Source organism: Flavobacterium sp. UBA7682, assembly GCF_002482945.1.
GTDB lineage: Bacteria > Bacteroidota > Bacteroidia > Flavobacteriales > Flavobacteriaceae > Flavobacterium.
The window spans coordinates 56,328-81,742 of the sequence record NZ_DLGY01000042.1; the positions used below are offsets into that span (position 1 = coordinate 56,328).

General features: G+C 36.4%; 22 protein-coding genes. 11 read left to right on the forward strand and 11 right to left on the reverse strand.

The annotated features are described in order from the left end of the window. Window positions 1-12: 12 nt before the first annotated feature. Window positions 13-858, forward strand: coding sequence for a hypothetical protein (locus B3C16_RS12005; RefSeq protein WP_121313409.1), 846 nt, complete (start codon window positions 13-15; stop codon window positions 856-858). Between the two features lie 35 nt (window positions 859-893). Next, window positions 894-8,876 (forward strand): choice-of-anchor L domain-containing protein, encoded by a 7,983-nt coding sequence (locus B3C16_RS12010; protein ID WP_291131972.1) that lies wholly within the window; start codon window positions 894-896, stop codon window positions 8,874-8,876. A gap of 34 nt (window positions 8,877-8,910) precedes the next feature. Here B3C16_RS12010 and B3C16_RS12015 read toward each other — a convergent pair whose 3' ends face one another. Genes B3C16_RS12015 through B3C16_RS12025 form a run of 3 tightly spaced genes read right to left on the reverse strand, consistent with a single transcriptional unit; the run spans window position 8,911 to window position 10,898 of the window. Continuing rightward, the gene (locus tag B3C16_RS12015; protein ID WP_291131974.1) at window positions 8,911-9,261 is read right to left on the reverse strand and encodes a DUF1801 domain-containing protein; all 351 of its coding nucleotides are present in this window, start codon (window positions 9,259-9,261) and stop codon (window positions 8,911-8,913) included. Window positions 9,262-9,295: 34 nt separating this feature from the next. Next, window positions 9,296-9,514 (reverse strand): hypothetical protein, encoded by a 219-nt coding sequence (locus B3C16_RS12020; RefSeq protein WP_291131976.1) that lies wholly within the window; start codon window positions 9,512-9,514, stop codon window positions 9,296-9,298. Window positions 9,515-9,524: 10 nt separating this feature from the next. Further along, entirely contained in the window at window positions 9,525-10,898 is a 1,374-nt protein-coding gene (locus B3C16_RS12025; RefSeq protein ID WP_291131978.1) for a M28 family peptidase, read from the reverse strand. A gap of 86 nt (window positions 10,899-10,984) precedes the next feature. On the opposite strand from B3C16_RS12025, the gene B3C16_RS12030 reads away from it, so the two are divergent. Genes B3C16_RS12030 through creD form a run of 7 tightly spaced genes read left to right on the forward strand, consistent with a single transcriptional unit; the run spans window position 10,985 to window position 15,438 of the window. Further along, a complete protein-coding gene (locus tag B3C16_RS12030; protein ID WP_291131980.1) occupies window positions 10,985-11,608 on the forward strand; it encodes a hypothetical protein in 624 nt (207 codons plus the stop codon). A 3-nt stretch (window positions 11,609-11,611) separates the two neighbouring features. Then, window positions 11,612-12,274 (forward strand): YiiX family permuted papain-like enzyme, encoded by a 663-nt coding sequence (locus tag B3C16_RS12035; protein WP_121313400.1) that lies wholly within the window; start codon window positions 11,612-11,614, stop codon window positions 12,272-12,274. A 2-nt stretch (window positions 12,275-12,276) separates the two neighbouring features. After that, the gene (locus B3C16_RS12040) at window positions 12,277-12,573 is read left to right on the forward strand and encodes a winged helix-turn-helix domain-containing protein (protein ID WP_121313399.1); all 297 of its coding nucleotides are present in this window, start codon (window positions 12,277-12,279) and stop codon (window positions 12,571-12,573) included. A gap of 53 nt (window positions 12,574-12,626) precedes the next feature. Further along, window positions 12,627-13,082 (forward strand): Coq4 family protein, encoded by a 456-nt coding sequence (locus tag B3C16_RS12045; protein ID WP_291131984.1) that lies wholly within the window; start codon window positions 12,627-12,629, stop codon window positions 13,080-13,082. Continuing rightward, entirely contained in the window at window positions 13,083-13,727 is a 645-nt protein-coding gene (locus tag B3C16_RS12050; RefSeq protein WP_291131986.1) for a DUF1361 domain-containing protein, read from the forward strand. It abuts the gene before it with no gap. A gap of 11 nt (window positions 13,728-13,738) precedes the next feature. Further along, complete coding sequence (locus B3C16_RS12055) at window positions 13,739-14,053, forward strand: hypothetical protein (protein WP_291131989.1); 315 nt, start codon at window positions 13,739-13,741, stop codon at window positions 14,051-14,053. 20 nt (window positions 14,054-14,073) lie between these two features. Then, on the forward strand, window positions 14,074-15,438 hold the full coding sequence (creD, locus tag B3C16_RS12060) for a cell envelope integrity protein CreD (RefSeq protein WP_291131991.1): 1,365 nt from the start codon (window positions 14,074-14,076) through the stop codon (window positions 15,436-15,438). Window positions 15,439-15,479: 41 nt separating this feature from the next. Here the strand turns inward: creD and B3C16_RS12065 are convergent, their stop codons facing one another. From B3C16_RS12065 to B3C16_RS12095, 7 genes are all read right to left on the reverse strand, one after another. Then, window positions 15,480-16,526: an o-succinylbenzoate synthase gene (locus B3C16_RS12065; RefSeq protein ID WP_291131993.1), complete on the reverse strand. Its 1,047-nt coding sequence runs from the start codon at window positions 16,524-16,526 to the stop codon at window positions 15,480-15,482. A gap of 4 nt (window positions 16,527-16,530) precedes the next feature. Beyond that, complete coding sequence (locus B3C16_RS12070; RefSeq protein ID WP_291131995.1) at window positions 16,531-17,733, reverse strand: tetratricopeptide repeat protein; 1,203 nt, start codon at window positions 17,731-17,733, stop codon at window positions 16,531-16,533. A 66-nt stretch (window positions 17,734-17,799) separates the two neighbouring features. Continuing rightward, a complete protein-coding gene (locus B3C16_RS12075; RefSeq protein WP_291131997.1) occupies window positions 17,800-18,477 on the reverse strand; it encodes a metal-dependent hydrolase in 678 nt (225 codons plus the stop codon). A gap of 15 nt (window positions 18,478-18,492) precedes the next feature. Beyond that, complete coding sequence (menA, locus tag B3C16_RS12080; protein ID WP_291131999.1) at window positions 18,493-19,422, reverse strand: 1,4-dihydroxy-2-naphthoate octaprenyltransferase; 930 nt, start codon at window positions 19,420-19,422, stop codon at window positions 18,493-18,495. 71 nt (window positions 19,423-19,493) lie between these two features. Next, window positions 19,494-20,996: a PH domain-containing protein gene (locus B3C16_RS12085; RefSeq protein WP_291132001.1), complete on the reverse strand. Its 1,503-nt coding sequence runs from the start codon at window positions 20,994-20,996 to the stop codon at window positions 19,494-19,496. Next, window positions 20,996-21,511: a PH domain-containing protein gene (locus B3C16_RS12090; RefSeq protein ID WP_291132003.1), complete on the reverse strand. Its 516-nt coding sequence runs from the start codon at window positions 21,509-21,511 to the stop codon at window positions 20,996-20,998. The genes B3C16_RS12085 and B3C16_RS12090 overlap by 1 nt, the downstream gene beginning before the upstream one ends. A gap of 115 nt (window positions 21,512-21,626) precedes the next feature. After that, entirely contained in the window at window positions 21,627-22,469 is an 843-nt protein-coding gene (locus B3C16_RS12095; protein WP_291132005.1) for a 1,4-dihydroxy-2-naphthoyl-CoA synthase, read from the reverse strand. Window positions 22,470-22,594: 125 nt separating this feature from the next. Between B3C16_RS12095 and B3C16_RS12100 the strand changes: the two genes are divergently transcribed. Continuing rightward, entirely contained in the window at window positions 22,595-23,686 is a 1,092-nt protein-coding gene (locus B3C16_RS12100) for a C1 family peptidase (protein WP_291132008.1), read from the forward strand. A gap of 13 nt (window positions 23,687-23,699) precedes the next feature. On the opposite strand, the gene ygiD is transcribed toward B3C16_RS12100, so the two are convergent. Continuing rightward, a complete protein-coding gene (gene ygiD / locus B3C16_RS12105) occupies window positions 23,700-24,578 on the reverse strand; it encodes a 4,5-DOPA dioxygenase extradiol (RefSeq protein WP_414655265.1) in 879 nt (292 codons plus the stop codon). Window positions 24,579-24,701: 123 nt separating this feature from the next. Between ygiD and B3C16_RS12110 the strand changes: the two genes are divergently transcribed. Beyond that, window positions 24,702-25,361, forward strand: coding sequence for an MFS transporter (locus B3C16_RS12110; protein ID WP_291132010.1), 660 nt, complete (start codon window positions 24,702-24,704; stop codon window positions 25,359-25,361). Window positions 25,362-25,415 lie beyond the last annotated feature (54 nt).

Sequence of the window (25,415 nt, forward strand, 5' to 3'; positions counted from 1 at the left end):
TAATTACAAGCCTTGAAAAAGACATTTTTATTTTCATTCGTGACATTATTCGCGTTGATACAAACTGTTTCTGCGCAGGAAAAAATAGCCAACCCAGATAAATATACTGCCCATAACAAAGGAAAGTTTTATGTGTTTTGGGGTGGAAATCGAGAAAGCTTTTCAAAATCAGATATCCATTTTAAAGGAGACAATTACAATTTTACCTTACACAATGTTGGTGCGAGTGACAAACCTAAAGGTTGGCAAATTGATTATATAAATCCAGCCCGAATGACCATCCCGCAAACCAATTTAAGAATTGGCTATTTTATTAATGACCATTATAATATTTCAATTGGATTTGACCACATGAAATATGTTATGGATCAAAATCAATTCGTAAATATAACTGGTGAAATTAACGACGGAACTGCTTTTGATGGTACTTATAACAATGAACTTATCCAGCTCACAGAAAGTTTTTTAACTTTTGAGCATACTGATGGTTTGAATTATGTAAATACTGAATTTTCAAGAGTTGATGATATTTCGAAGTTGCTTAATATTAGCAATACCGATAAATTTCAGCTGAATATTACAGAAGGAATTGGAGCCGGTTTTTTATATCCCAAAACAAATGCCATGTTATTAGGCAAAGAAAGACATGACGATTTCAATGTTGCCGGTTACGGACTTTCTGCTAAAGTGGGACTAAATTTTACCTTTTTTAAACACTTTTTTATTCAAACTGAATTAAAAGGAGGATATATTGATATGAATAACATTAAAACAACACACAATGATTCAGATAAAGCTTCGCAGCACTTTTTCTTTTTACAAAGAATTATAGCTTTTGGAGGCATTTTTAAAGTATAATTTTTCTATTGACAACCGACCAAAAAACCACCATTATGAAAAAAATTACCTTACTACTATTAATCTTTTTCTTTTCACTCCAGGGTTATTCTCAATTAGCCTTGGAAGGATTTGAATCCACAACAGGACCTGAAGCTCTTCCTGGCACAACTTGGACATTAGGAACAGGAAATTGGGCTGTCTTTGACAATGGCATTGGAACAGCACAACGTTGGGGAATCAACAATACGATCAACGATCCTCCGATAGTATATCAAGGCACAAACTCGGCTTACATCAATAGAGAAACAATGAATATTGGAGACATTTCCGAGGACTTTTTAGCTACTCCTTTAGTTACTATTCCTGTAAATGGACAACTTCATTTTTATACCCGTTCATTTGCTTCGGGAAATCAAGGAACCGTTTATCAGATTAGGGTTGCGCCGGCTACGGCATCACAAACTGATCCGGCAGCTTATACCATAATTCAACAATGGACAGAAGCAGATTTAACTGCAACTTTTAATTTATACGAAGAAAAAGTGGTCAATTTTCCGGCCATTTATCACAACCAACAAGTTTATGTTTCCTTTGTTAAAGTACATAACCAGCAAGTAGCCGGTCTAACTGGCTCTGGAGATCGTTGGTTAGTGGACAATGTTAGTATTAATGAACAGTGTTTAAATCCAACAACATTAACAGCAACAGTAACTTCAGAAAGTACTGTAAGTTTAAGTTGGGGGAATCCAAGTGGTGCCACTTCATGGGAAATTGAAGTTGTCCCAGCAGCCGGAACACCAACCGGTGTTGGAGTCGTTTATACAGGAACTCTTCCTTATGTAGTCAACGGATTACTTCCTAATACTTCCTATAAATTTTATGTTAGAGCAATTTGTTCAACTGGATATCTAAGTGAATGGGTTGGTCCATCTACTATTTTTACAACTTCTACTGCACCACCGATATGTGGCGGTAATTTCGTGGATGAAGCCGGACCAACGACAAATTATGCCAATAATTCAGATTCAACGGTTATCATTTGTCCCACAATTCCGGGAGAACAAGTTACAGTAACTTTTACTTCATTCAATACTGAAGCCACTTGGGATGCTTTGTATGTATTTGATGGAAATTCAATTACAGCACCACAAATTGCCAGTACAAATCCTGCCGGAAACGTTCCAGGAGGTTTAGCAGGAGGTTATTGGGGAACAACAATTCCTGGACCTTTTACTGCTTCAAGTCCGAATGGTTGTTTAACCTTTAGATTCAGAAGTGATGGTTTTGCAAATAATCCGGGATGGATATCCAATGTTACATGTGCTCCACCACCCATTTGTCAGCAACCAACTGCATTAACTGCAAATGATATTACTCCAAACTCCGTTTCGTTTGGTTGGACTAATGTTGGAATTGGTACTTCATGGCAAGTCTTAGCTTTACCGTGTAATGCTCCGGCACCAACAGCAGCTACAACAGGTTGGACAGAAACAACTTCAAATCCTTTTATAATCACAGATTTAACTTCTGCCACTTGCTATAATTTATATGTAAGAAGCAATTGTGATACTGATGGTGTAAGTTTATGGGCTGGTCCAAGAAGTATAACAACATTAGTTGCGCCACCGGTTTGTGGCGGAAATTTTGTTGACACAGGAGGTCCAACTGCTAATTACCCTAATAATTCAGACTCAACCGTTACCATTTGTCCAACTATTCCGGGTGAATTGGTAACCGTAACCTTTACTTCATTTAACACTGAAACCAATTGGGATGCCTTATATGTATTTGACGGAAATTCGATTACAGCACCTCAAATTGCCAGTACCAACCCTGCCGGAAATGTTCCCGGAGGTTTGGCCGGAGGTTTTTGGGGAACAGCTATACCTGGTCCTTTTACTTCTTCAAGCCCGACCGGCTGTTTAACCTTCAGATTCAGAAGTGATGGTTTTGCAAATAATCCGGGTTGGATAGCTAACATAACCTGTGCACCTGCTCCGGTTTGTCAACAACCAACAGGAATAACGGCTACTACAGTTACTTCAAATTCAGTTATAGTGGGCTGGACAAACGTAGGTATTGCCACTTCTTGGGAAATAATAGCCTTACCGTGTAATTCACCTGCACCGACAGCGTCATCAACAGGATGGATAGCTACAGATACCAACCCATTTACATTAACGGGATTGAATCCTACAACATGTTACGACATATACGTAAGAGGCAATTGCGGAACTGATGGGGTAAGTTTATGGGCTGGTCCTAGAACGATTACTACTCAAGTAGCACCACCAATTTGTGGAGGTACATTTGTTGATGCTGCAGGACCAAATGCTAATTATGCTAACAATTCAGATTCTACAGTTACCATTTGCCCAACCAATCCCGGTGACCAAGTGACCGTTACTTTTACTGAATTTGATACAGAAACCAATTGGGATGCCTTATATGTTTTTGACGGAAATTCAATTACAGCCCCTCAAATAGCAAGTGATAATCCAGCGGGGAATGTTCCCGGTGGTTTGGCCGGAGGTTATTGGGGAACAGAAATACCTGGTCCTTTTACCTCATCAAGTGTTGATGGTTGTCTAACTTTTAGATTTAGAAGTGATGGATTATTTAACAATCCTGGATGGATTGCTACTATAACTTGTAATCCTCCTCCAACTTGTCCAAAACCTACAGCATTGGTCGTTTCAAACGTAACCCAAACAGGTGCTACAGTAGCTTGGACTGAAAATGGTTCAGCTACATCATGGCAAGTTTTATTTTTACCGGCTAGTGCGCCAGCTCCGGATGCTTCAACCCCTGGTTGGGTAACAGCAACAACTAATCCTTTTGTTTATGACGGATTAAGTTCAGGAACACTTTATAAAGTATATGTAAGGGCTTTTTGTAGTGATGCCGATATTAGTTTATGGTCAAATTCGGTAACTTTTGCCACTTTAATTTCTAATGATGAATGTGACAATGCAATTATGGTGCCGGTAAACCCAGATACTTCATGCGCACAATTTGTTTCGGGAACAATTATAGGAGCCACAGCTTCAGCTGAGCCGAACAATTGTGATGGTACAAGTGATGACGATGTTTGGTTTTCATTTACTGCCACCGCTACTGATCATTCTGTTACTTTAAACAATGTTTTAGGTAGTGATACCTTTTTATTACATACAGTTTATAGTGGAAATTGTAACCTTTTAAATCAATTGTATTGTAGTGATAGTAACCAAAGCATTGCCAATGGCTTAGTCATAGGTCAAACCTATTATGTCAGAGTATATTCATGGACAGCAACTCCCGGACAAACTTCTACCTTTGATGTTTGTATCGGAACAATTCCTCCGCCAATTTCAACCAATAACACAACCTATACAACACTTCAGTTGGTAGAAGATGTGTTCTTGAATTCTACTTGTGCCAGTGTTTCAAACGTGACCTCTTCAACAGGTAATAATTTTGGTTCTACCAATGGTATTGCCTATTTTAATCAGAATGGCTCAGGATTTCCTTTTAGTGAAGGAATCGTTTTGACAACAGGAAATGCCATGAGTGCGCCAGGTCCAAATACAACCGGACTTGGTGATGGTAATGAAGCTTGGACAGGAGATGCTGATTTAGAGGCTATTGTTTTAGCAGCAACAGGCAACCCAATGAATTCAAGAAATGCCACCAAACTGGAGTTTGATTTTGTTCCTTTGGTAACTGAAATTAATTTTAATTTCATTTTTGCTTCAGAAGAATATGGAATATTCCAATGTGATTACTCCGATGCTTTTGCCTTTTTACTAACGGATATTTCAACCGGTGTAACTACTAATTTAGCAGTTATCCCTGGGACACCGACTCCGGTTTCAGTAGTAACCATAAGAGATGAACTCTATAATGATGCCTGTGGTTCGGTAAACGAGCAATATTTTGATGCCTTTTACGGATTTGGAGGATTAGATCCTTTGGGCTCCCCGACCAATTTTAATGGGATTACAGTTCCTCTTGTAGCAACTTCTCCTGTTATACCTGGTAATCAATACCATATTAAATTGGTTATAGCAGATAGATTGGATAACAGTTTTGACTCTGCCGTTTTCCTTGAAGGTGGTAGTTTAGATATTGGAAATATTGAATTGGGCGAAGACTTTCTTCAAGCTAATAATACTGCTTTGTGTTCAGGGACAAGTTACACTATTACATCAGGTTTGAATCCTGCTCTTTATAGTTTTGTATGGACCAATGGAGTGGATATTATTCCTAATGAGACAGGACCAAACTTAACAATTACCCAACCTGGTGTTTATGGGGTTACCATACAATATACAGGGACAACTTGTACCTCAAGTGATTCAATTACTATCGAATATTATGATCCAATTGTACCGGGAACTCCTAACAATTTAGTGGTTTGTAATGCTTCTGGTTTTGCTCAGTTTGATTTGGGTGAAAATAATAGTGCAGCTTTAGGTGGTTTAGATTCCGGTACGCACAATGTAAATTATTATGCAACCAATGAAGACGCAATAGCTGAGACAAATGTTTTACCATTATTATATACCAATACTACAGCTAACTCTCAAATCATTTATGTTAGAATAGAAAATAATGTAACCGGTTGTTATGCTATTAGAACCTTTAATTTAATTGCAAATTTAACCGTTACTCCAACATTCCTTTCTCCGGCACCAATTTGTAGCGGAGATTCAGCGCCAACATTACCAACAACCTCATTGAATGGGATTACGGGAACATGGTCGCCAGCATCTGTAGATAATACTCAAACTTTAACTTACACCTTTACGCCTAACGAAGGACAGTGTGCTAATCAAACAACATTAGTCGTTACCGTTTATCAGAATTGTGCTTTTGGAAGTTACGCCAGTGCGATATGGTTAAACAATTGTGAAACCGATAACTTCTTTAATACTGTCGGTTCAGGATCTTCTATTATTGGACCAGTTCAAAATATTTTCCCTAATACTGATTTTGGAACCTATCTTTCCAATTCAAATACCTTCAAATTAAGAGGTGGCGAATTAAAAACATTTAAAAGTGCTACTGCAAATGTTTGTAGCGCACGATTAAATTATAGAATTTATCCAGCTTCAGGTACTCCGGGAACGTTTACCGTAATAAACTTACCATTCCTTGATGAATGCGGTGGCGGTTCATTCCCAAGTGGTGGTCCATGTAATGCAGGTGATCAAAAATGGCAAAGAATAGTAACCGATGCTGAATTGCCGGTTGACTTGACAGCATTCCCTGCTGGTGATTATGTGATAGAAGTGTTTTATGACATTACCGGTGATGTAAATTCAACATCTCAATGTGATGACACCATTTTGATTAATAACAATGGTGCTAATTTTATAGCTACTTATACTTTACAAGCCAATCCAACCTTCATATTCACGAATCCATCTGATTGTACTACTGCTGACGGAACTATTACAATAGGAAGTTTGGCTCCAAATACAACGTATTCATTAACGTATTCTGATGATAGTGCACCAATTGGACTAATTACAATTATAACTGATAATAATGGTACCTATACCTTAACCGGATTAAATAATGGTAGTTATTCAAACTTTAATTTGACTGTTAACGGTTGTGCAATTAATACCACGAATGTAATTAGTTTAAGCGGCTCTTCAACAGCTCTGACAACAAGTACAAATCCTTTGACTTGTGGCGGAAATACAGGTACAATTACCATTGGTAATTTAGTTCCAAATCAAACTTACGTTGTTACTTATACAGATGACACTGTCTTAGTCGGCCCTACAAATTTGACTTCAGACTCGAATGGATTAATTGTATTAGCCGGACTTAATGCCGGTGTTTACAACAATTTTAACCTAGGCAATACCAATTGTACTTTTAGTTCAACGCAAGCAACAACATTAGTTGATCCTGGAGCTCCTATAATTACAGTGAACAGTGAAAGCATTTGTAACGGTCAAAGTACAACTATCACTGCCACACCTCAAGTACCGGGAACTTATAGCTATGTTTGGACTGTTCCTACCGGATTTGCAAATCCGGGTAATGTTGATACTTTCACTACATCAGTTCCGGGCGATTATACAGTAGTTGTTACACCGTTAGTAACCACTTTTTGCAATGGTAGTTTTGAGAACCCATTGGCTACAGGTCAGTTCCCGAATATGCTCAATGAAAATGCAGTTCCTTGTTGGGATACAACAGCCGCTGACGGAATTTTGGAAGTATGGCCGGCAGCCGGATTTGAAAATGTATTTGCGTACCAAGGCAGTCAGTTTATAGAAATGAATGGAACTACCACAGCCACAGTATTCCAAGATTTTACCACTTCACCGGGCACTCAATTACAAATTTCTTTTGCACACAGAGGTCGTCAAGGCAATGACACCGTTGGTGTTGAAATTGGTCCCGTTGGCGGTCCTTATATAAATATTGGGAATTTCACTGACGGTAACACAGCATGGGTTTTACACAATTTAACGTATACTATACCTCAAGTAGGTGGAAATAATTATACTTTACGATTTGTATCGGTATCCAGTGCAGGTTTTGATCCGTCTGTGGGTAATTTCCTTGATGCTGTAAATGTAACTTCATCAGGTTGTAGCACATCTCCTGTAACAGGAACTGTAAGTTTATCACCTGCTGTGAGTTTGAATTTGACTTCGGCCAATAACGAACAAACAGTTTGTATAAATACCCCTATTTCAACTATTAGTTATGCTTCAACTAATGCAACTGATGTTACCGTTACAGGCCTTCCTTCAGGTGTAAGCGGAACATTTGACTCAGGAACAGGTGCATTTACTATTAGTGGAACTCCTACAGTAACCGGTACTTTTAATTATATTGTTACATCTTCTGTTAGTTGTAATACTGTAACCTTAAATGGAATTATAACCGTTAATCCATTAGCTGCTTCGACCTTTACTCCTATTACCATTTGTAGTGGAGATGCTGTAGTGTTACCAACCCTTTCAATAGAAGGATTTAGCGGTTCATGGAATCCGGCGACAATTGATAATACACAAAACGGCACTTATATATTTACGCCAACTTCAGGTCAGTGTGCTGCTCTGGGTGCTGTAACTGTAACTGTAAATCAACCTATACTTCCAACATTCGACCCAATTGCGGCAATTTGTAATGGTGGACAATTGAATCCGCTTCCAACGACTTCCAATAATGGCGTTACAGGAACGTGGTCACCGGTTTTGAATAACACACTAACTACTACTTACACATTCACACCAACTACCGGTAGTTGTGCATTGCCAACAACTTTGACGATTACTGTCAATCCGAATGTTCTACCAACATTTAATGCAATTGCTCCTTTGTGTATAGGAGAAACAGCACCCTCATTACCGCTTACCTCTCTCGAGGGAATAACCGGTACATGGACACCGGCGGTGATCGACAATACAACTTCTGGAACTTATACATTTGTTCCTAGCGCAAATCAATGTGCTACCAATGGAAGTTTAACTGTAACGGTACAAAGTGGTTTTGATTTTGAAATCACCGGAAATTGTGTCGATAATGATTTCGTACTTGAAGTAACAGCAATAAATGACACCTTTGATGTTGACACCGCTAGTTTTAATTGGTTTACCAATGACCAACAATTAGTAGGCACCAATTCAAGTACCTTTAATATTAGTGAATACCTTAATTCAACAACAATTGTTGAAGAGTTACCAATAACATTCTCTGTAACTGTAACTGATGCTAACGGTTGTACCAAAAATGAATCTATCACATTAGACAGAATCTCTTGTAGTATTCAAAAAGGTATTTCAGTAAACAATGACGGTAAAAATGATTTCTTTGATTTGACCCAATTGAACGTTAAAAACCTTACTATCTTTAATCGTTACGGAATGAAAGTTTACAGTAAAAACCAATACCGAAACGAATGGAAAGGTCAGTCAGAAAAAGGAGATGAATTACCGGATGGCACTTATTATTACGTAATCGAATTTAATAGCGGTGATGCTGCAAAAACAGGTTGGATTTATGTCAATCGTGAACAATAATCAATTAAAAAGCCCCGAAATTCGGGGCTTTTTTTTAATATAATGCCTTGGCTTCTTCAATTACTGAAATCAAAATAGCATTGTCAATCTTTTCTAAATTATAATAACGCAATGACTTAATCGTATTTCGACCTTTGTCAGCAATCAAATATTCTTGATTGTCTTTCAATTGAAAACCTTTGGCAAAACCAACATCCACAAATTGATGCTTATGACTTGCATTCAGATAACAGAATGGCTTCTTCTTATAATAAAAATAAGGAATTCCCCATTTGTATTCCAAAGTAACTTCGGGTAAAGTATGCTCGACAACCGCGACAATATGAAGTAAAATATCTCGGTACTTTGCAGGTTGCTTAAGTATGTATAATTCCGTTGGTTTCAATTACTTCTTTTGACAATAATTATTTTCTCAGACACTAATTGTTTTTATTAAGTGAGGCATATTTATACAATCTTATATTAAGCCAAAACAACAAACTAAAAATCAAAACAGCTCCAAAACCATAGCCAATATTGAAGAGCATTTCTTCTTGACTGACGATTAACTTTTTAAATGTACTGTAAACACCACTTAATAAAACAACAAACAAAAACAAACTAAGTATTTGCAAAACATAAAATAAAAATTTCTTCATCGTTTAAGAATTAATCGATTCCGTATTGATCAAACAAATAAACCAAAGCAGTCATCGTTGCGGCTCCTAATTCCAATTCTCTTTTATTGATAGCGTCAAAAGTATCATTAGCCGCATGATGGTAATCAAAATACCTTTGCGAATCAGGTTTCAAACCGGCTTTTACAATTTTGGCAGAAGTCAACGGACTGATATCGGAACCGGTTCCGCCTTTGACAAAACTGTGAATGAGATAGGGTTCAAATAATGTTTTCCAATTCATAATCTTATCAAAATTATGGTCATCACATTCAAAGAAAAATCCTCTTGGTGTAAATCCGCCGGCATCGCTTTCTAATGCAAAAATATGGTTTTCCTTATTCGTTTGAGACAATTCTTGGTAACGCTTTCCTCCTTTTCCACCGTTTTCTTCGTTCATAAAAAGAACTACTCGGATGGTATTTTTAGGTTTGTAATTCAGTTTTTTGAAAAGTTCCACCACTGCCATGCTTTGCACACAACCAGCGCCATCATCATGAGAACCATCTGCTAAATCCCAAGAATCCAAATGTCCGCCAACAACCATAATTTTTTCCGGATGCACTGAACCGGTGATTTCTCCAATGACATTATAGGAAAGCACGTCGTCATATTGCTGGCAAGATTGTTTAAAATAGAATTGCAGTTTGCTGTTTTCTTTAAGTTTTTGACTCAACAATTCGGCACCATTCGTACTGATTGCAGCCGTTGGAATGTACTTTTCTTTTGGCAAATCACCATAACTTTGCGTTCCGGTATGTGGAAAATCATCTAATCTTAAATTCATCGAACGCACAATCGTCGCAACCGCGCCAAACTTAGCTGCTTCTTTAGCTCCGGCATATCGTTGGTCTACACAATGTCCGTAAGATTTAAAGGTTTCAATATTTTCGGGTTCCATCGGACGATTGTAGAAAACTATTTTACCTTTGATTTTGGCTTCGCCTAACGTTTCGAGCTCTTCCAAACTTTGTACTTCGATAATTTCTGCTGTTAATCCATTTTTCGGCGTGGCAACAGAACCACCTAACGCACAAATCGGAACGCTGATTTTACTCTTTTTGTCCAAAATATAAGCCGTTTCCTTTTCACCTCTAACCCATTTTGGCACCATCACTTCTTGCAAATAGACTTTGTCTAAACCCAAAGTTTCCAATTGCTGCTTGGTGTAAACCACACCTTTCTCAGCTCCTACAGAACCCGACAAACGTTGTCCAATTTTATTTGACAGATCATCCAACCAAGCATAACATTTCGAATCCGTTAAAGCCGATGTGTAAATATCTTTAAGCATTTGCTCGTCTTTGCTTTGAGCAAAACCTGAAACTGTGATAAAAAATGCAACACCGAAAAGAAGCTTTTTCATAGGAATAATTTTTATCAAAAATAAATGAAAAAACATTTGGTCAACGAAAAAATATTCATTTACTTTGTTTTTCAAAGTACTTTAATATGGAAACTAAAGATTATTTAAAAGACATTCAGGACATCAAACAAATGATGACGCAATCTTCGCGATTTATATCCTTGAGTGGATTGTCAGGTGTACTCGCGGGCGTGTATTCTTTAATCGGCGCTTGGTTAGCCTATAAGACCATTTACTTTGACACTTCGACTGGCGGTTCTTATAGAGATTTAGTCATTTCCTATGATGCGGTTTACCGATTATTGATTATTGGCACTTCAGTTATGATTTTATCTATTTTAACCGGACTATTTTTAAGTCTGAGAAAAGCGACAAAAGAAAAAGAAGCATTTTGGAATCCAACCTCAAAAAGATTGTTAATTAATTTTTTAATTCCGTTATTAACCGGTGGCTTTTTTATAGTTTTCCTGATAGAAAAAAACATATTGGAACTTGTTGCACCTCTAACCTTAATTTTTTATGGATTGGCCTGTGTGAATGCGAGTAAATATACCTTAGGAGATGTTCGTTACCTAGGCATTTCACAAATATTGATAGGCTTGCTTTCTACTTGGTTTTTAAGTTATGGTTTGCTGTTTTGGGCTTTAGGCTTTGGTGTTTGCAATATTTTATACGGAAGCATTATGTATTTTAAATATGATAGAAAATAAGTAATGAAAAAAGCAATTGTAATAATCGCGGGTTTGTTGATTGCCTTTTTTGTTTTGGCAAAGGTTAACGCAACACAAGTTGAAAAAACGTTAGTCAAATTAGACCAAAATATCCAAGAGTCATTGCGTGACGGCGACATCATTTTCCAAACTTCACAATCTAAACAATGCGAAGCAGTCAGAATTGCGACCAATTCAAAATTCTCGCACTGCGGAATTATTTATGACATTAAAGGCGAAAAATATGTTTATGAAGCCGTTCAGCCGGTTAAAATTACACCCTTAAAAGAATGGATTTCACATGGTCAAGGCAATGCTTATTTGGTTAAAAGATTAAAAAACGCAAGCGCTATACTAAACACTTCAGTTCTTGAAAAAATGAAAGCCTATGGCAGTCAGTTTAAAAACAAAAATTACGATCTGTATTTTGAATGGACCGATGATAAAATCTATTGTTCTGAATTGGTTTGGAAAATCTATAAAAATGGTGCCGGAGTAGAACTTTGTGGATTGGAAAGTTTGAAGAGTTTTAATTTGGATAACCCAAAAGTAAAAGCCATATTGCAGGAACGTTATGGTAATGAAATTCCTTTGGAAGAAAAAGTAGTTGCGCCATCACAATTAGTTGATTCACCCTTATTAGAAACTGTAATTGACACTTATTAATTTTGAAAAACATCATCCAAAATATCAACAAAGCTTTTGATCATCGCATACGCCTTGGCATTATGTCAATATTGATGGTGAATGAAAGTGCCGATTTTAATATGCTTAAAGAACTTCTTGGTGTCACTGACGGGAATTTAGCCAGTCATACCAAAGCCTTAGAATCCGAAGAATACATCATGATTGAAAAACAATTTATCGGTAAAAAACCAAATACCAAATACATCGCCACAGCAGCCGGAAAAAAAGCTTTTCAAGATCATATTGAAGCGCTTGAAAAATTAATATCAAAAAGCTAAACCTATTTTTTTATCTATTTACTTTGAAAAACAAAGTACTTTTAATTTTATTTATGAAAGATTTAATCATCGAAAAAATGTATGAGTGGAGCAAAAAGCCCTACCAAAAATTCTTCAAAAAAAATGAACCTTGGAATGTTACGCCTAAAGAGCTGATTTTGTATCCTCAAGAAAGTCTGGGATTTCATATGGGTTGCTTTCTACTAAAATACAATTTCGAAATGCAACCCAAACTCGAAGATCACGATGTCATTCATGTATTGACCAACACCGGCGTTTCAGTTATTGAAGAGATTGGGATGCAATATTATTTATGGGGCAACGGTAAAAAAAGCGCCTATCTGTATATGGTGATTTTCATCGGCACGCTCTTCTATCCTGCTCAATTTAACACCTTTTGGGATTACTACAAAAGAGGTCAGAAGGCACATCATTTCTACGATTTAGATTTTGAAAAAATGCTTCATATTCCGGTTAAAACCATTCAATCCACTTTTAACATCAAATAAATGAACATAGTTTTAAAACTTTTCAATCAAAACAAAAAAACCAACCAATTGTTGCTCCTTTATAGTATTTATTGTCTTTCACTATTACTGGTCAGAGCCAAATTAACCAATTCTATTTACTTGTTCTTCCTGATTTGGAATCTATTCCTTGCCCTTATTCCCTATGTGATTTCTTCGCATTTATTGACTTTAGACTTAAAAAAAGTTTCAAAACTCAAAGTCTTGGGTATTTCAGCTATTTGGTTGGCTTTTATGCCGAATGCGTTTTACATCATTACCGATTTAGTGCATTTGGCCAAATCTGACGGACACATTTTTTGGCTCGATTTAATTATTTTAAGCTCTTACGCTTTGATTGGCTTTGCCTTTGGAATATTTTCTCTATTCGATTTTCAAAAAATTGCGAAACAATTTATCGGAATAAAATATACCAATTTTATCATTCCCATCATTTGTTTTCTCTGCGGTATAGGGATTTATATCGGACGAATTCTTCGTTATAACAGTTGGGATATCATCAGCAATCCTATTGACTTAGCTTTTGATTTATTTCAAATAATCATTTCAATTAAATCTATACTATTCTCCATTCATTTTGGCGTATTCATCTATTTCTCCTTTTTAATCAAAAAGAATTTAACATAAACTATTTACTCATGGAAACACAACTCCTTAACAAAACCGAAACTCCAGGCCGATTTTCAACCTACCTGGCCATTGGTTCTTTTAGCATTGGCACCTTTCTTTTTCTAATTCATTTCATTCTTCCGGAATTTGGATTACTTTATTTGATTGGTTATTTCTATTTGCTTTTCGCTTTTTTGGTAAATCTACTTGTCTTTCTGAATTTGCTCTTTCAGTTTTTGATAAAACCCGAAGAACGAGAAGCTTTAGCCATCAAAATGCTGATTATGTTAGCTAATATTCCAATTGCATTACTTTACCTCTGCATCGTATTTCACAAATTTTAACCCTATTTAAACGCAACATCATGGAAAACCAAGAATTTCAAGAACACCCAATTACAGAAGCAAAAACATTCTTTCAATCGGCAACCGCCAAAATGATTATGGTGGGTTTACTCACACTCTTTTTACTGATTCCGCTTTTTTTTGTACAAGATTTGATCTCCGAACGTTCCCAACGAAAATCGGAAGTCGTCAAAGAAATCTCCAATCTTTGGGGAAGTGATGTGGCATTTTACGGACCGATTTTACGAGTGCCATACAATACTTATGAGAATTTAAATGTCATCGACCAAAAAACCGGAACAGCAACACTTCAAAGAAGAGCCACCACCAATTACGCCTATTTCTTTCCGAATGAATTAGCCAATATTTCCAAAGTAAAGAAAAATGAATCTTTAAAACGAGGTCTTTTCAATCCGGTGGTTTTCACCGCTGACATGAATTTTAAAGGGAATTTCAGTACGCCGAATTTTGCCAAACTCAATATTCCGGAAGAAAGTATTCAATGGGATAAAGCGGCCATTATCGTCAAGACCACCAATCTCAAAAGCATCAAAAGCGAGCTAAAGATTCAGTTAAATAATGAAAAACTAACTTTTGAACCACAACCGGATGACAAAAGTAATTACAGCGTTTTGGCCACCAATATTTTTAATTACAAAGTCTTAGCTACAAATAATCAAATTAATTTCAACTTTGGTATCACTTACAACGGAAGCAACAGTATCAATTTCATTCCAATTGGAAAAGTGACCAATGTGGCCATCGACTCCGATTGGGAATCACCAAGCTTTGAAGGTTCCTTCGCCGCAAATGACACTACCAAAATCATAAACAAAGAAGGCTTTCACGTCGATTGGAAAGTTTTAGACATTAATCGCACGTTTTCTCAGCAATACGCGAATGTTTTACCGAATTTGGATGATTACCTCTTTGGTGTAAAATTAATCGATACAGTCGACGAATACCAGCAAAACGAAAGGGTTTCCAAGTATGGCTTTCTTGTAATCGGTTTGACGTTCTTGATTTTCTTCTTAATTCAGTCGATAAGCAAAATCAACATTCATATTTTTCAATACTCGATGATTGGAATCGCCTTGATTATGTTCTACACGCTTTTGATATCCATTACCGAACACAGTAGTTTTAGTTTGGCGTATGCCATTTCGGGAATTGCGGTAGTGGTTATGATTACGCTCTATTCGATTTCGATTTTGAAAAACAGAAAATTCCCGATGTTTATCGCAACGTCACTTTCTGTTTTATACACCTTCATTTATGTGATAATCCAAATGGAAGATTATGCTCTTTTGGTGGGAAGTATTGGCTTGTTTTTCATCCTTGGTGCCGTGATGTATTTCTCCAGAAAAATTGATTGGGGAAAGTAAATTTTTAAACTAAAAAACCTGTTCATTTGAGCAGGTTTTTTTTATTTAAAATTGTCGAAATTTATTTCCCAATCAAGCCCTTTTCGATACCAAAGTTGCCCTTGCGAAACTTCCAGCGGACAATCAAAATTATTAGTATATAAACTTCCCGTTCCTAAACCTTGAGGCATCAAATTATTTTGCAAAAAAGTAAACTGGGCAATCGCGTTCAAACCCACATTACTTTCTAAAGCGGAAGTAATCCACCAACCGATATTCAATTTTTCGGCAATGGAAATCCATTCCAATGTACCGCGAATTCCACCGATAAAACTCGGCTTTAAAATGATGTATTGCGGTTGGATTTTTTGCAATAAAGCTTCCTTATCTTCAAAAGAAAACACACCGATGAGCTCTTCGTCTAAAGCAATAGGCAAATGCGTCTTTTTACACAAAACTGACATCATGTCAGTATTGTTTTTTTGAATCGGTTGTTCTATGCTATGCAACTTAAAACCAGTTATTTGATTTATTTTATTTAAAGCTTCATTTTCAGAAAAAGCACCATTCGCATCGACTCTAATCTCAATAGTATTTTCATCAAAATTTTGACGAATAAAGCGCAATAAAGCCAACTCTTTGTCGAAATCTATGGCGCCAATCTTTAATTTTATACACGTAAAACCTTGGGCAATTTTCTCTTCAATTTGATGCTTCATGAATGCTTCATCACCCATCCAAACGAGTCCGTTAATAACGATAGCTTTTTCTCCGTTAGTAAATTTTGACGGAAATAAAACAAACGGATTTTCACTTTTCAAAGACAGAAAAGCCATCTCAATTCCGAATTGAATCGACGGAAATTCGATTAACTCCTGCCACAATTTCGCTTCTCCCAGATGAATATTTTCACAAACCCATTGCAATTTTTCTTCATAATCGGGACGATCATCTGCTGACAATCCACGTAAAATTCCACACTCACCTATGCCTTTTTTACCGTCTTTTTCGAGCACAATAAACCACGTTTCTTTGTCGATCAAAACACCTCGAGAAGTCCCCGAAGGTTGTTTGAAATGAAGGATATATTTTGAGCAAGTGGCTTTCATTTTTTTAGTCTAAAACGCGTAAAATCTTCTTAAAATTGTCGGTAGCAAAACCATTATTTTTAAACTGTTCGAAATCAATTTTGGTCTGTTCTGTCCAGCTTTTATTCTTTGCCAAATTGTTTTGTTGGTACTTTTTATGAATGTCTTTGGCCTTATTAACTCTGTCTGTAAACATGTAAATATGCGCCAATTGCAATTGGTAACTCAACTCGGTTTTGTTCAGTGCTATAGCCTTTTGATAAGCTTCTTCCGCTTTTACAAATTGTTTAGATGACAAGTACAAACTTCCCAACAAACCATAGTCAAGGGCTGTAGCTCGGTTTTTTTCAACAATCTCTTTTTGGACTTTGTCAATTCCTTCTTGTGTTTTGTTGCTAAAATTGAGCTTTTGAGCTTCTTCTCTGACACTTATAAGATAACTCTCCAGTTGTCCTGACTTTACCAGACTTTCTTCTGCAAAACTATCGACAGCCTTTACCTTTTCTGCTGTTAAAAGTTTTTTGTAATCACGATACGAATATTTTGCAATGAAAGCTTCCAGAAAATTTCCTAAAAACAAATCCTTATTGGTTACTCTTTTGGTCATATCCAATTTTACAACCATTGCAAGGAGTTCTAGTTTCTTTTCCGATGTCCAACCACTTCTCAAACTGTAATTTACCCACGGCACGACTTCTAAAACGATTCTTTCCTTCATCACCAAATTATCACTTTGAAACCCGAACCAAAGATTTTGTGTGCCTTGTGGCATGCATTTTGATTTTTCTGTCAGGAGTTTGGCGGCTTTGTTTACCGGTTCTTCTTGAGACACACAAGCATTTTTGACAACACCGTTTTTCTCGTATTGCAAAGCGTCATTTTCATTGGTAAACACATAAAATTTGCACTTGTCATCACCTGAAATAGTAGAAAGTAAAAATACCGTTCCTGCAGCACCTTGACTAATTCCTGTGGGATCCGGAATGGCTTTTAATACCGAAACCAAACTCGAACTGATTTTTTGATTGTCATCTAAAAGCGAAATGCGATAAACTACTTCGGTTGTACCAACAGGAAAATCCGCTGTTTTAATAGCTTTTCGATTTCCGGCATTGAGAATAATGGTTTCATTGGTCGTTCTGATATTGTCCCAAAAACCCTCATTGCTTTGCGCAAAAGCTAGAGTTGAACAAACCAATAGTAATCCTAAAATTGAAAATTTCATCATATGTTTTTTGTTCCTAAAACAAGAAGAGTGCCAAAACTGGCACTCCCATTTTCTTTGTGAATTTTATTAAAGAGAAATACTTTCTCCTATTTCGAGTAGCATCAAGTCTTTTCCGGCATCGAAGAATTTCTTTTTGGCTTCATCGTGATTGATTACAATAAATCCGAAGGTATCAAAATGACAACCCAAAATCTTATCGCAATCGACAAAATCAGCCGCCATAATTGCATCTTCAACATCCATGGTAAAACAATTCCCGATAGGAAAAACAGCTAAATCGAGTTTGGTTCGCATCGGAATCAACTTCATATCCATGGTCAAAGCCGTATCGCCTGAAATATAAATATTTTTATGTTCGCCTTCGATTACAAATCCGCCCGGATTGCCACCGTAAGTTCCATCGGGAAACGAACTGGAATGCGCAGCGGCGACATATTTCACTTTACCAAAATCAAACTGCCAACTTCCACCATAATTCATCGGATGGTATGGCAAACCTTTGTTTCCAAAATGTGTCGCAATTTCCCAATTGGAGATAATTACTGCATTATTATTTTTTGCAACAGTTTCAACGTCTAAAATATGGTCGAAATGAGCGTGAGTAATTAGGATGTAATCTGCTTTCAAAGCAGTAATATCAATATGAGCGGCTTTTTCATTTCCGGAAATGAAAGGATCAACGAGTAAATGTTTTCCTCCAACTTCAATTCCGATGCATGAATGACCGTAAAAGGTAATTTTCATAGCTGTACTTTTAAATTAAACATAATTTATCACCATATCTGAAATAAAGAAAATCAGACATAACGCTAATAGAATAGAAAGCAGAAACGTACTGATAGCCAATTTCTTCAATTCGGGATCTAATAGTTTCGGGTTTCTGTTTTTATAAACGGTAATCAAGTGACTTATCAGAGGAAAATAGGCAACCACGAAGATATATTGGTCAATATGGAAGTCATTTAAAAAAGCAAACAACAATACCAAAACCATAGCCGAAACCACTAAAAAGAAATGATACTTCTTTGCCGTTGCGCCACCCATTTTTACAACAAGGGTGTTTTTCCCGGCTTTTCTATCGCTTTCTTCATCGCGCATGTTGTTTAGATTTAACACGCCCACGCTCAAAAAACCAATAGCCGTTGCTGGCAAAAGCAGTAACCAATCGATTGTTTTAGAAAACATAAAATACACTCCGAAAGCACTTACCAATCCAAAGAAGATAAATACAAAAAAATCGCCGTAACCCCGATAACCATAAGCGCCTTTTCCTACGGTATAACGAATTGCCGAAGCTATGGCCAGAATTCCTAAAATCAAAAAGATAAAAGAGTACTTCAAATAACCTTCTTCAAATTTAAAGGCAAAATAAATCAAAAGCATCGCAAAAACGAGCGTAATCAAAGAAGTTACCACCATAGCTTTTTTCATGGCTTGCGGCGTAATATTACCACTTTGAATGGCGCGTTTTGGCCCAACTCGATCATTGTTATCCGTACCTTTTACACCATCGCCATAATCATTGGCAAAATTCGAAAGAATTTGCAGTCCCAAAGTTGTCAGTAAAGCAAACGCCACAATATACCAATTGAACATTCCTTGTGACATGGCATAAAAACTCCCAACAATAATTCCCGATACGGAAAGTGGTAAAGTTCTAACTCTTGCAGCTTCAACCCAGTGTTTCATATAATTCAGATTTTTAGACTTCTTAGATTTTTAGACTTCTTACTTTACATTTCTAAAAATCATTTATTTATTTACATCCAATTGCTGTTTGACGTTTCAATTTCATACAGCCAAAGATTTACATACTTGTTTATTTGATCAAACTTCCCTAACTGAAAAGTAATATTTCCGCCGGCGGTATGCATCGTCAGCGAACCTATGTTTAAGCTTTTGTGCCAAAACAACTGCGAAGTCGTAATAGCTTGAATTTTTTCAATTTGTATGATATCATTATCAATATCCCAAGCGCCGCTTTGTTTTATAATGTGGTTGTGATTGACAAACAATCGGTAATTTCTAAAAGCGAAAAACAAGACAATCAACACAAAAACCGAATAAAAAACAGCAACATTAGCGTAATCAAATACTTGTGATTCAATATAATTACCAAACCATAAATAACCAGTTAAAGGTAATACAATTATCAGAAAAATTGAAAACACCAATTTCCGAAAATTGGGCTGCATCATGGCGCCTTTTTCCGGCAATTCCTTGAACAATAACTTTAGAATTTCGTCTCGTTCAAAAGCATTACAACCCGGAATTTCAATGAGTGTTTTATTGTCCTTTTTTTCATTACTGATGGCTTGTCTTATCTTTATTTCGAGCACATTCAGCTTTTTTTGAAGATAATTTCTTGACACTTTGACAATCTGAACTTTCTCGGGTTTCAATATAGTACTTTGGGTGTTAATCAAGCCATAGGTCAACATTAACGAGCCTTTTTGTTGGGCTACCGTGTAATCAAAAAACTTAATGAGTGTTCGCCCGATATTGATTAAAAAGACAATACTAAACATAATCAGCACAAATACCAAACCCGAATACCAAAGCGAATTATTATCAACAAAACCTTCCAAGCGATCGGTATTGATTACATCTTCTGCTCCGGCTTGATGCAGGTTTTCATAAATCGTGAAAAAGAAGGTTAAAATCAATCCAACGCTTTTCACATAATTGGAGGTAATGCCTATTTTAAGTAAACTCACCAAATTAATTTTAAGAAACGGAATGGCATAGTTTTCTACTTTTTCTTCTGTCTGTTCACTTTCATAAAAAAAAGCTTTCTTGCCTTCATTTTCAAGCAATCTCGATTTTAAAGCAATCGCCATTTCATGAGAAACCGCTTTAATATTCCCTTCTTTTTTATCACTTCCGGCGGTGTCAACATCTAAAGCATAGACACCGATTAGCCTTTGAATCAAATTTTGCTTAATATTAACCTGTTGTATTTTATGGAGTTGTATACTTGTTTTTGTTTTATTGATTACACCGTCACTAATGACGAACTCATCGTTTTCATCATCAATATAAAAAGTAAAATTTCGGTATTTTAAAAAAGAATAAATTCCTAAAAAAACCATCGGTATACCGACAGAAAAGAAAATATAAACTAAAAATTTAGATTCTGACTTAAATAATGTAATTACAATAATCGGCCAAGTGGCTTTTATTACCTGAAAAACCATCTCCAGGAAAATTACTAAAATCCCAACCAAAGACTGGCGTTGTGGCTGATTGAAATTGGTTTCCATTACAATTGCTTTTGAATTTTGCCCATTAGTAATTGTTTGATATTTTCAGCTTCTTCTTTGGCAATGCCCGGAATCTCTAGGTCACTGGAAACGCCGCCTGCAGTGAAAATTTCTACTTTGGCTAAACCAAAAAAGCGAGCAATAAAACCTTCATGAAGCGCGACATGTTGGACACGATTATAGGGAATCACCATCGTATTGGTAGCGATAATGCCACTTCGAAAAATCACATCGTGGTTTCTGAAAGCGTAGGCCTTTTTCTTAAAAGCAACATACGAAAAGAACAGAAAAACCAAAACGAATAGTACATAAATTGAAACTACAAGTAGTTTATCGTCTGCCAATTCTTCAATAAAAATAAGGCCTAAAGTAACGGCAATACCTATTAAAAAAAGCAATAAGCCTTTAGAAACCAATACTTCTTTCCAATAACTCGGATGCAATTTTGTTAATTGAACTTCTTCATACCTTGGCAAGTTTGAAGTGTCAATGGTTTCATTTGTAAAGTTTTCCATGTATATTCTAAAGAATTATTATTTTCTAAAATCAAGACTAAAACTGGACACTATAAACTGTCATCCCCGAGAAGTCGGAAACTGAGCACTAAATACTGAACATTGAACACTTATCTTAAGGAATCCATTTATTCTTTCCGAAATTCGGTTTTCTTTTCTCCAAAAAGGCGTTTCTTCCTTCAATCGCTTCGTCTGTCATATAAGCCAAACGCGTAGCTTCTCCGGCAAAAACTTGTTGGCCTACCATGCCATCATCGGTTAAATTCATAGCAAATTTCAACATTTTAATCGACGTTGGAGATTTCTCCAATATTTCTTGTGCCCATTGATAAGCGGTGTCTTCCAATTCTTCGTGCGGAATTACAGCATTTACCATTCCCATATCATGCGCCTCTTGTGCGGAATAATTTCGGCCTAAAAAGAAAATCTCACGGGCTTTCTTTTGCCCAACCATTTTGGCTAAATATGCCGACCCGTAACCACCGTCAAAACTTGTTACATCGGCATCGGTTTGTTTGAAAATGGCGTGTTCTTTACTGGCCAATGTCAAATCGCAAACGACGTGCAAACTGTGTCCGCCACCAACAGCCCAACCCGGAACAACCGCAATTACGACTTTTGGCATAAAACGAATCAAGCGCTGAACTTCCAATATATTCAATCGGTGATAACCATCTTCGCCTACGTAACCTTGATGACCACGCGCTTTTTGATCGCCGCCGCTACAAAAGGACCAAACACCATCTTTGGTACTCGGACCTTCGCCGGAAAGTAAAACCACTCCGATAGAAGTATCTTCCATGGCGTCGTAAAAAGCGTCGTATAATTCGCTAGTAGTTTTTGGACGGAAAGCGTTACGAACATTTGGTCGGTTAAACGCGATTCGGGCAACACCATCACATTTTTTATAAGTGATATCTTCAAATTCTTTGGCGGTAATCCAATTGATTGTGCTCATTTAAAATTTGGTTTAATAGGATTCATATATTTTAGTTAAAAATAAACGTTAGCAAACTAAAACTATTATTTTAGCGTAAAAATAAATCATTTTTTGACTTTAACGTCATCACAAATCAGATTCTTATGAATAAAACATTGCTCCTTTTTTTATCCTTTTTTTTTAGTTTAAATACATTTTCTCAAAAATATGATTTTCAAATTATTACGAACATTGAAGTTACTCCAGTCATCACCCAACAAAACACCGGAACTTGTTGGAGCTTTTCTTCTACTTCCTTTTTAGAAGCAGAAATCATTCGTGCAAAAGGCATAAAAACAGACTTATCTGAAATGTACAATGTGAGAAATATTTATTTGGACAAAGCAGATAATTATGTCATGCGTCAAGGCAAAGCCCAATTTGGCGAAGGCGGATTAAATCATGATGTAATCAATAGCGCTCGAAAATATGGTATTGTTTTGCAAAGTGATTTTTTAGGCAAATTAAACCCTGAAGACAAATATGACCATTCTAAAATGGTTATAGAATTGGAAGAAATTCTTAAAAAAACAGTTGCAGAAACGCCAGCAAAATACCCAACTTGGAAAGCTGATTACATTGCTGTCTTAGACAAATACATGAGCAAGTCTGAAAATGTAAATCCAATTAACACCAAAACATTTTTAACCCATTACAAAATCGATCTAAACGATTATGTAACTATTACCTCTTTTACTCACGAACCTTTTTATTCTAAATTTATTCTGAACATACCCGATAATTTTTCCAATGGTTATTTTTACAATTTGCCTTTAGATGAGTTTGTTCAAAATATTGATTATGCGCTTGAAAAAGGATTTACACTTGCGATTGACAGTGATGTTAGTGAGACGACCTTTTCCGGTCTCAAAGGCATCGCAGCCATTCCCGAAAAAACGGAAGACGCTACAGCCATTTTGGACGAAATTAAACCCGAGAAAACGATTACTCCTGAATTTCGCCAAGCGGAATTTGAAAATTACAATACGCAAGACGACCATTTGATGCATATTGTGGGCAAAGTCAAAGACCAAAAGGGAAATGTGTATTACAAAGTCAAAAATTCTTGGGGAAATCAATCGGGCAAAGATGGATTTGTTTACATGAGTGTTTCCTATCTGCGATTAAAATCCATCTCTGTTTTACTGCACAAAAGTGGTTTAATGCCGAAAACCAAAAAATTATTACGATTGTAAATTAACTATTCTTTTATCCGAATTTAACCGAAGTCATAGTTAACGAACCACCAACAGCTTTGTCATTAAAGAAACTCACTTCATCCGTTTTATCCTGTAATCCCAAAGTATACAATAAAGGATAATAATGATCGGGTGTTGGTATAGCTAATTTGGCGGCACTTCCTAATTTTTCATAAGCTATAAGTGATTTCGCATCACCTGAAGTTATTTTCTCTTTGAAAACTTGGTTAATTTCATTAGCCCAATCATAACCAAATTCAGATTCATTGAGTTTATCCCAAGCGACCATTCCCAAATTATGAACCATATTACCACTGCCGATTATTAAAACGCCTTTTTTTCGTAATGAAGTCAATTCTTTTGCTAAATCATAATGGTATTGTGGTGGTTTACTGTAATCAATACTCAGTTGCAACACCGGAATATCAGCATCAGTATACATATGCCTTACAACGGTCCAAGTACCGTGATCTAAACCCCAATCGTGGTCGAGTTCAACCTGAGTAGAGGTAATTAATTTAGAAGTTTCCATAGCCAATTCAGGATTGCCTTTTGCTGGGTATTGCACCTCAAATAAAGCTTGAGGAAAACCTCCGAAATCGTGAATGGTTTGTGGATTTTCCATAGCCGTAATATGTGTTCCTTTGGTCAACCAATGCGCAGAAACTACTAAAACCGCTTTTGGTCGAGGAATTTCATTTCCGTATTTCGTCCAAGTTCTTGAAAATTCATTGTCCTCAATTCCGTTCATGGGTGAACCGTGACCTATAAACAAAACCGGAAGTTTAATATCCGTTTCCCTTAAGTCTTTTGTCCAATTGTATAAAGGGTTTAGTGCCATCATTGTAGTTCCTCCTATCGTTAATTTTATAAAACTGCTTCGTTTCATTATTACAACATTTGTATATACAAATGTAAAACATCTGATTAACAACCAATCCTCATTACAGAAAAATTAACACTACAAACCCAAAAAATTATATATTTGGTTGCTACTATCTAAACCAAACAAATGCAACAATTTACCCGTCAGGAAAAACTAAAACACTTATTCGGTTTTCCTGTTATCATTGCCTCTTTGGGCTATTTTGTGGATATTTATGATTTATTGTTATTTGGAATCGTTCGAATTCCCAGTTTGAACGACATGGGTTTGGAAGCTGATACAGTTGGCACCATGATTCTCAATTATCAAATGGTCGGTTTGGTTTTAGGCGGTATTATTTGGGGTATCTTCGGAGATAAAAAAGGCAGGCTTTCTGTTTTATTTGGTTCCATAATCGTTTATTCTTTAGCCAATATTGCCTGTGGGTTTTTACCTCAAATGGATTTTGCTGACAAAGGAGTAATTTATGCTTGGTTGCGATTCATTGCCGGTATTGGTTTGGCAGGAGAATTGGGTGCCGGAATCACTTTGGTTTCCGAAACTTTACCCAAAGAATTACGTGCTATCGGAACTTCTATAGTAGCCGGTTTTGGTGTTTTAGGTGCTGTTGTAGCACAATTTACAGTCGAACTCGCCGGAAGTTGGACCACCGCATATTTCATTGGTGGTGGATTAGGGTTAATGTTACTCGTACTTAGAATTAGTGTGGCTGAAAGTGGTATGTTTAAAATCGTCAAAGAAAATAGTTCGATTAAAAGAGGCGATTTTTTAGCTTTTTTTGGGTAAAAAAAGCTTTTTGTCAAATACATAAAGTGCATTTTGATTGGTGTTCCCATTTGG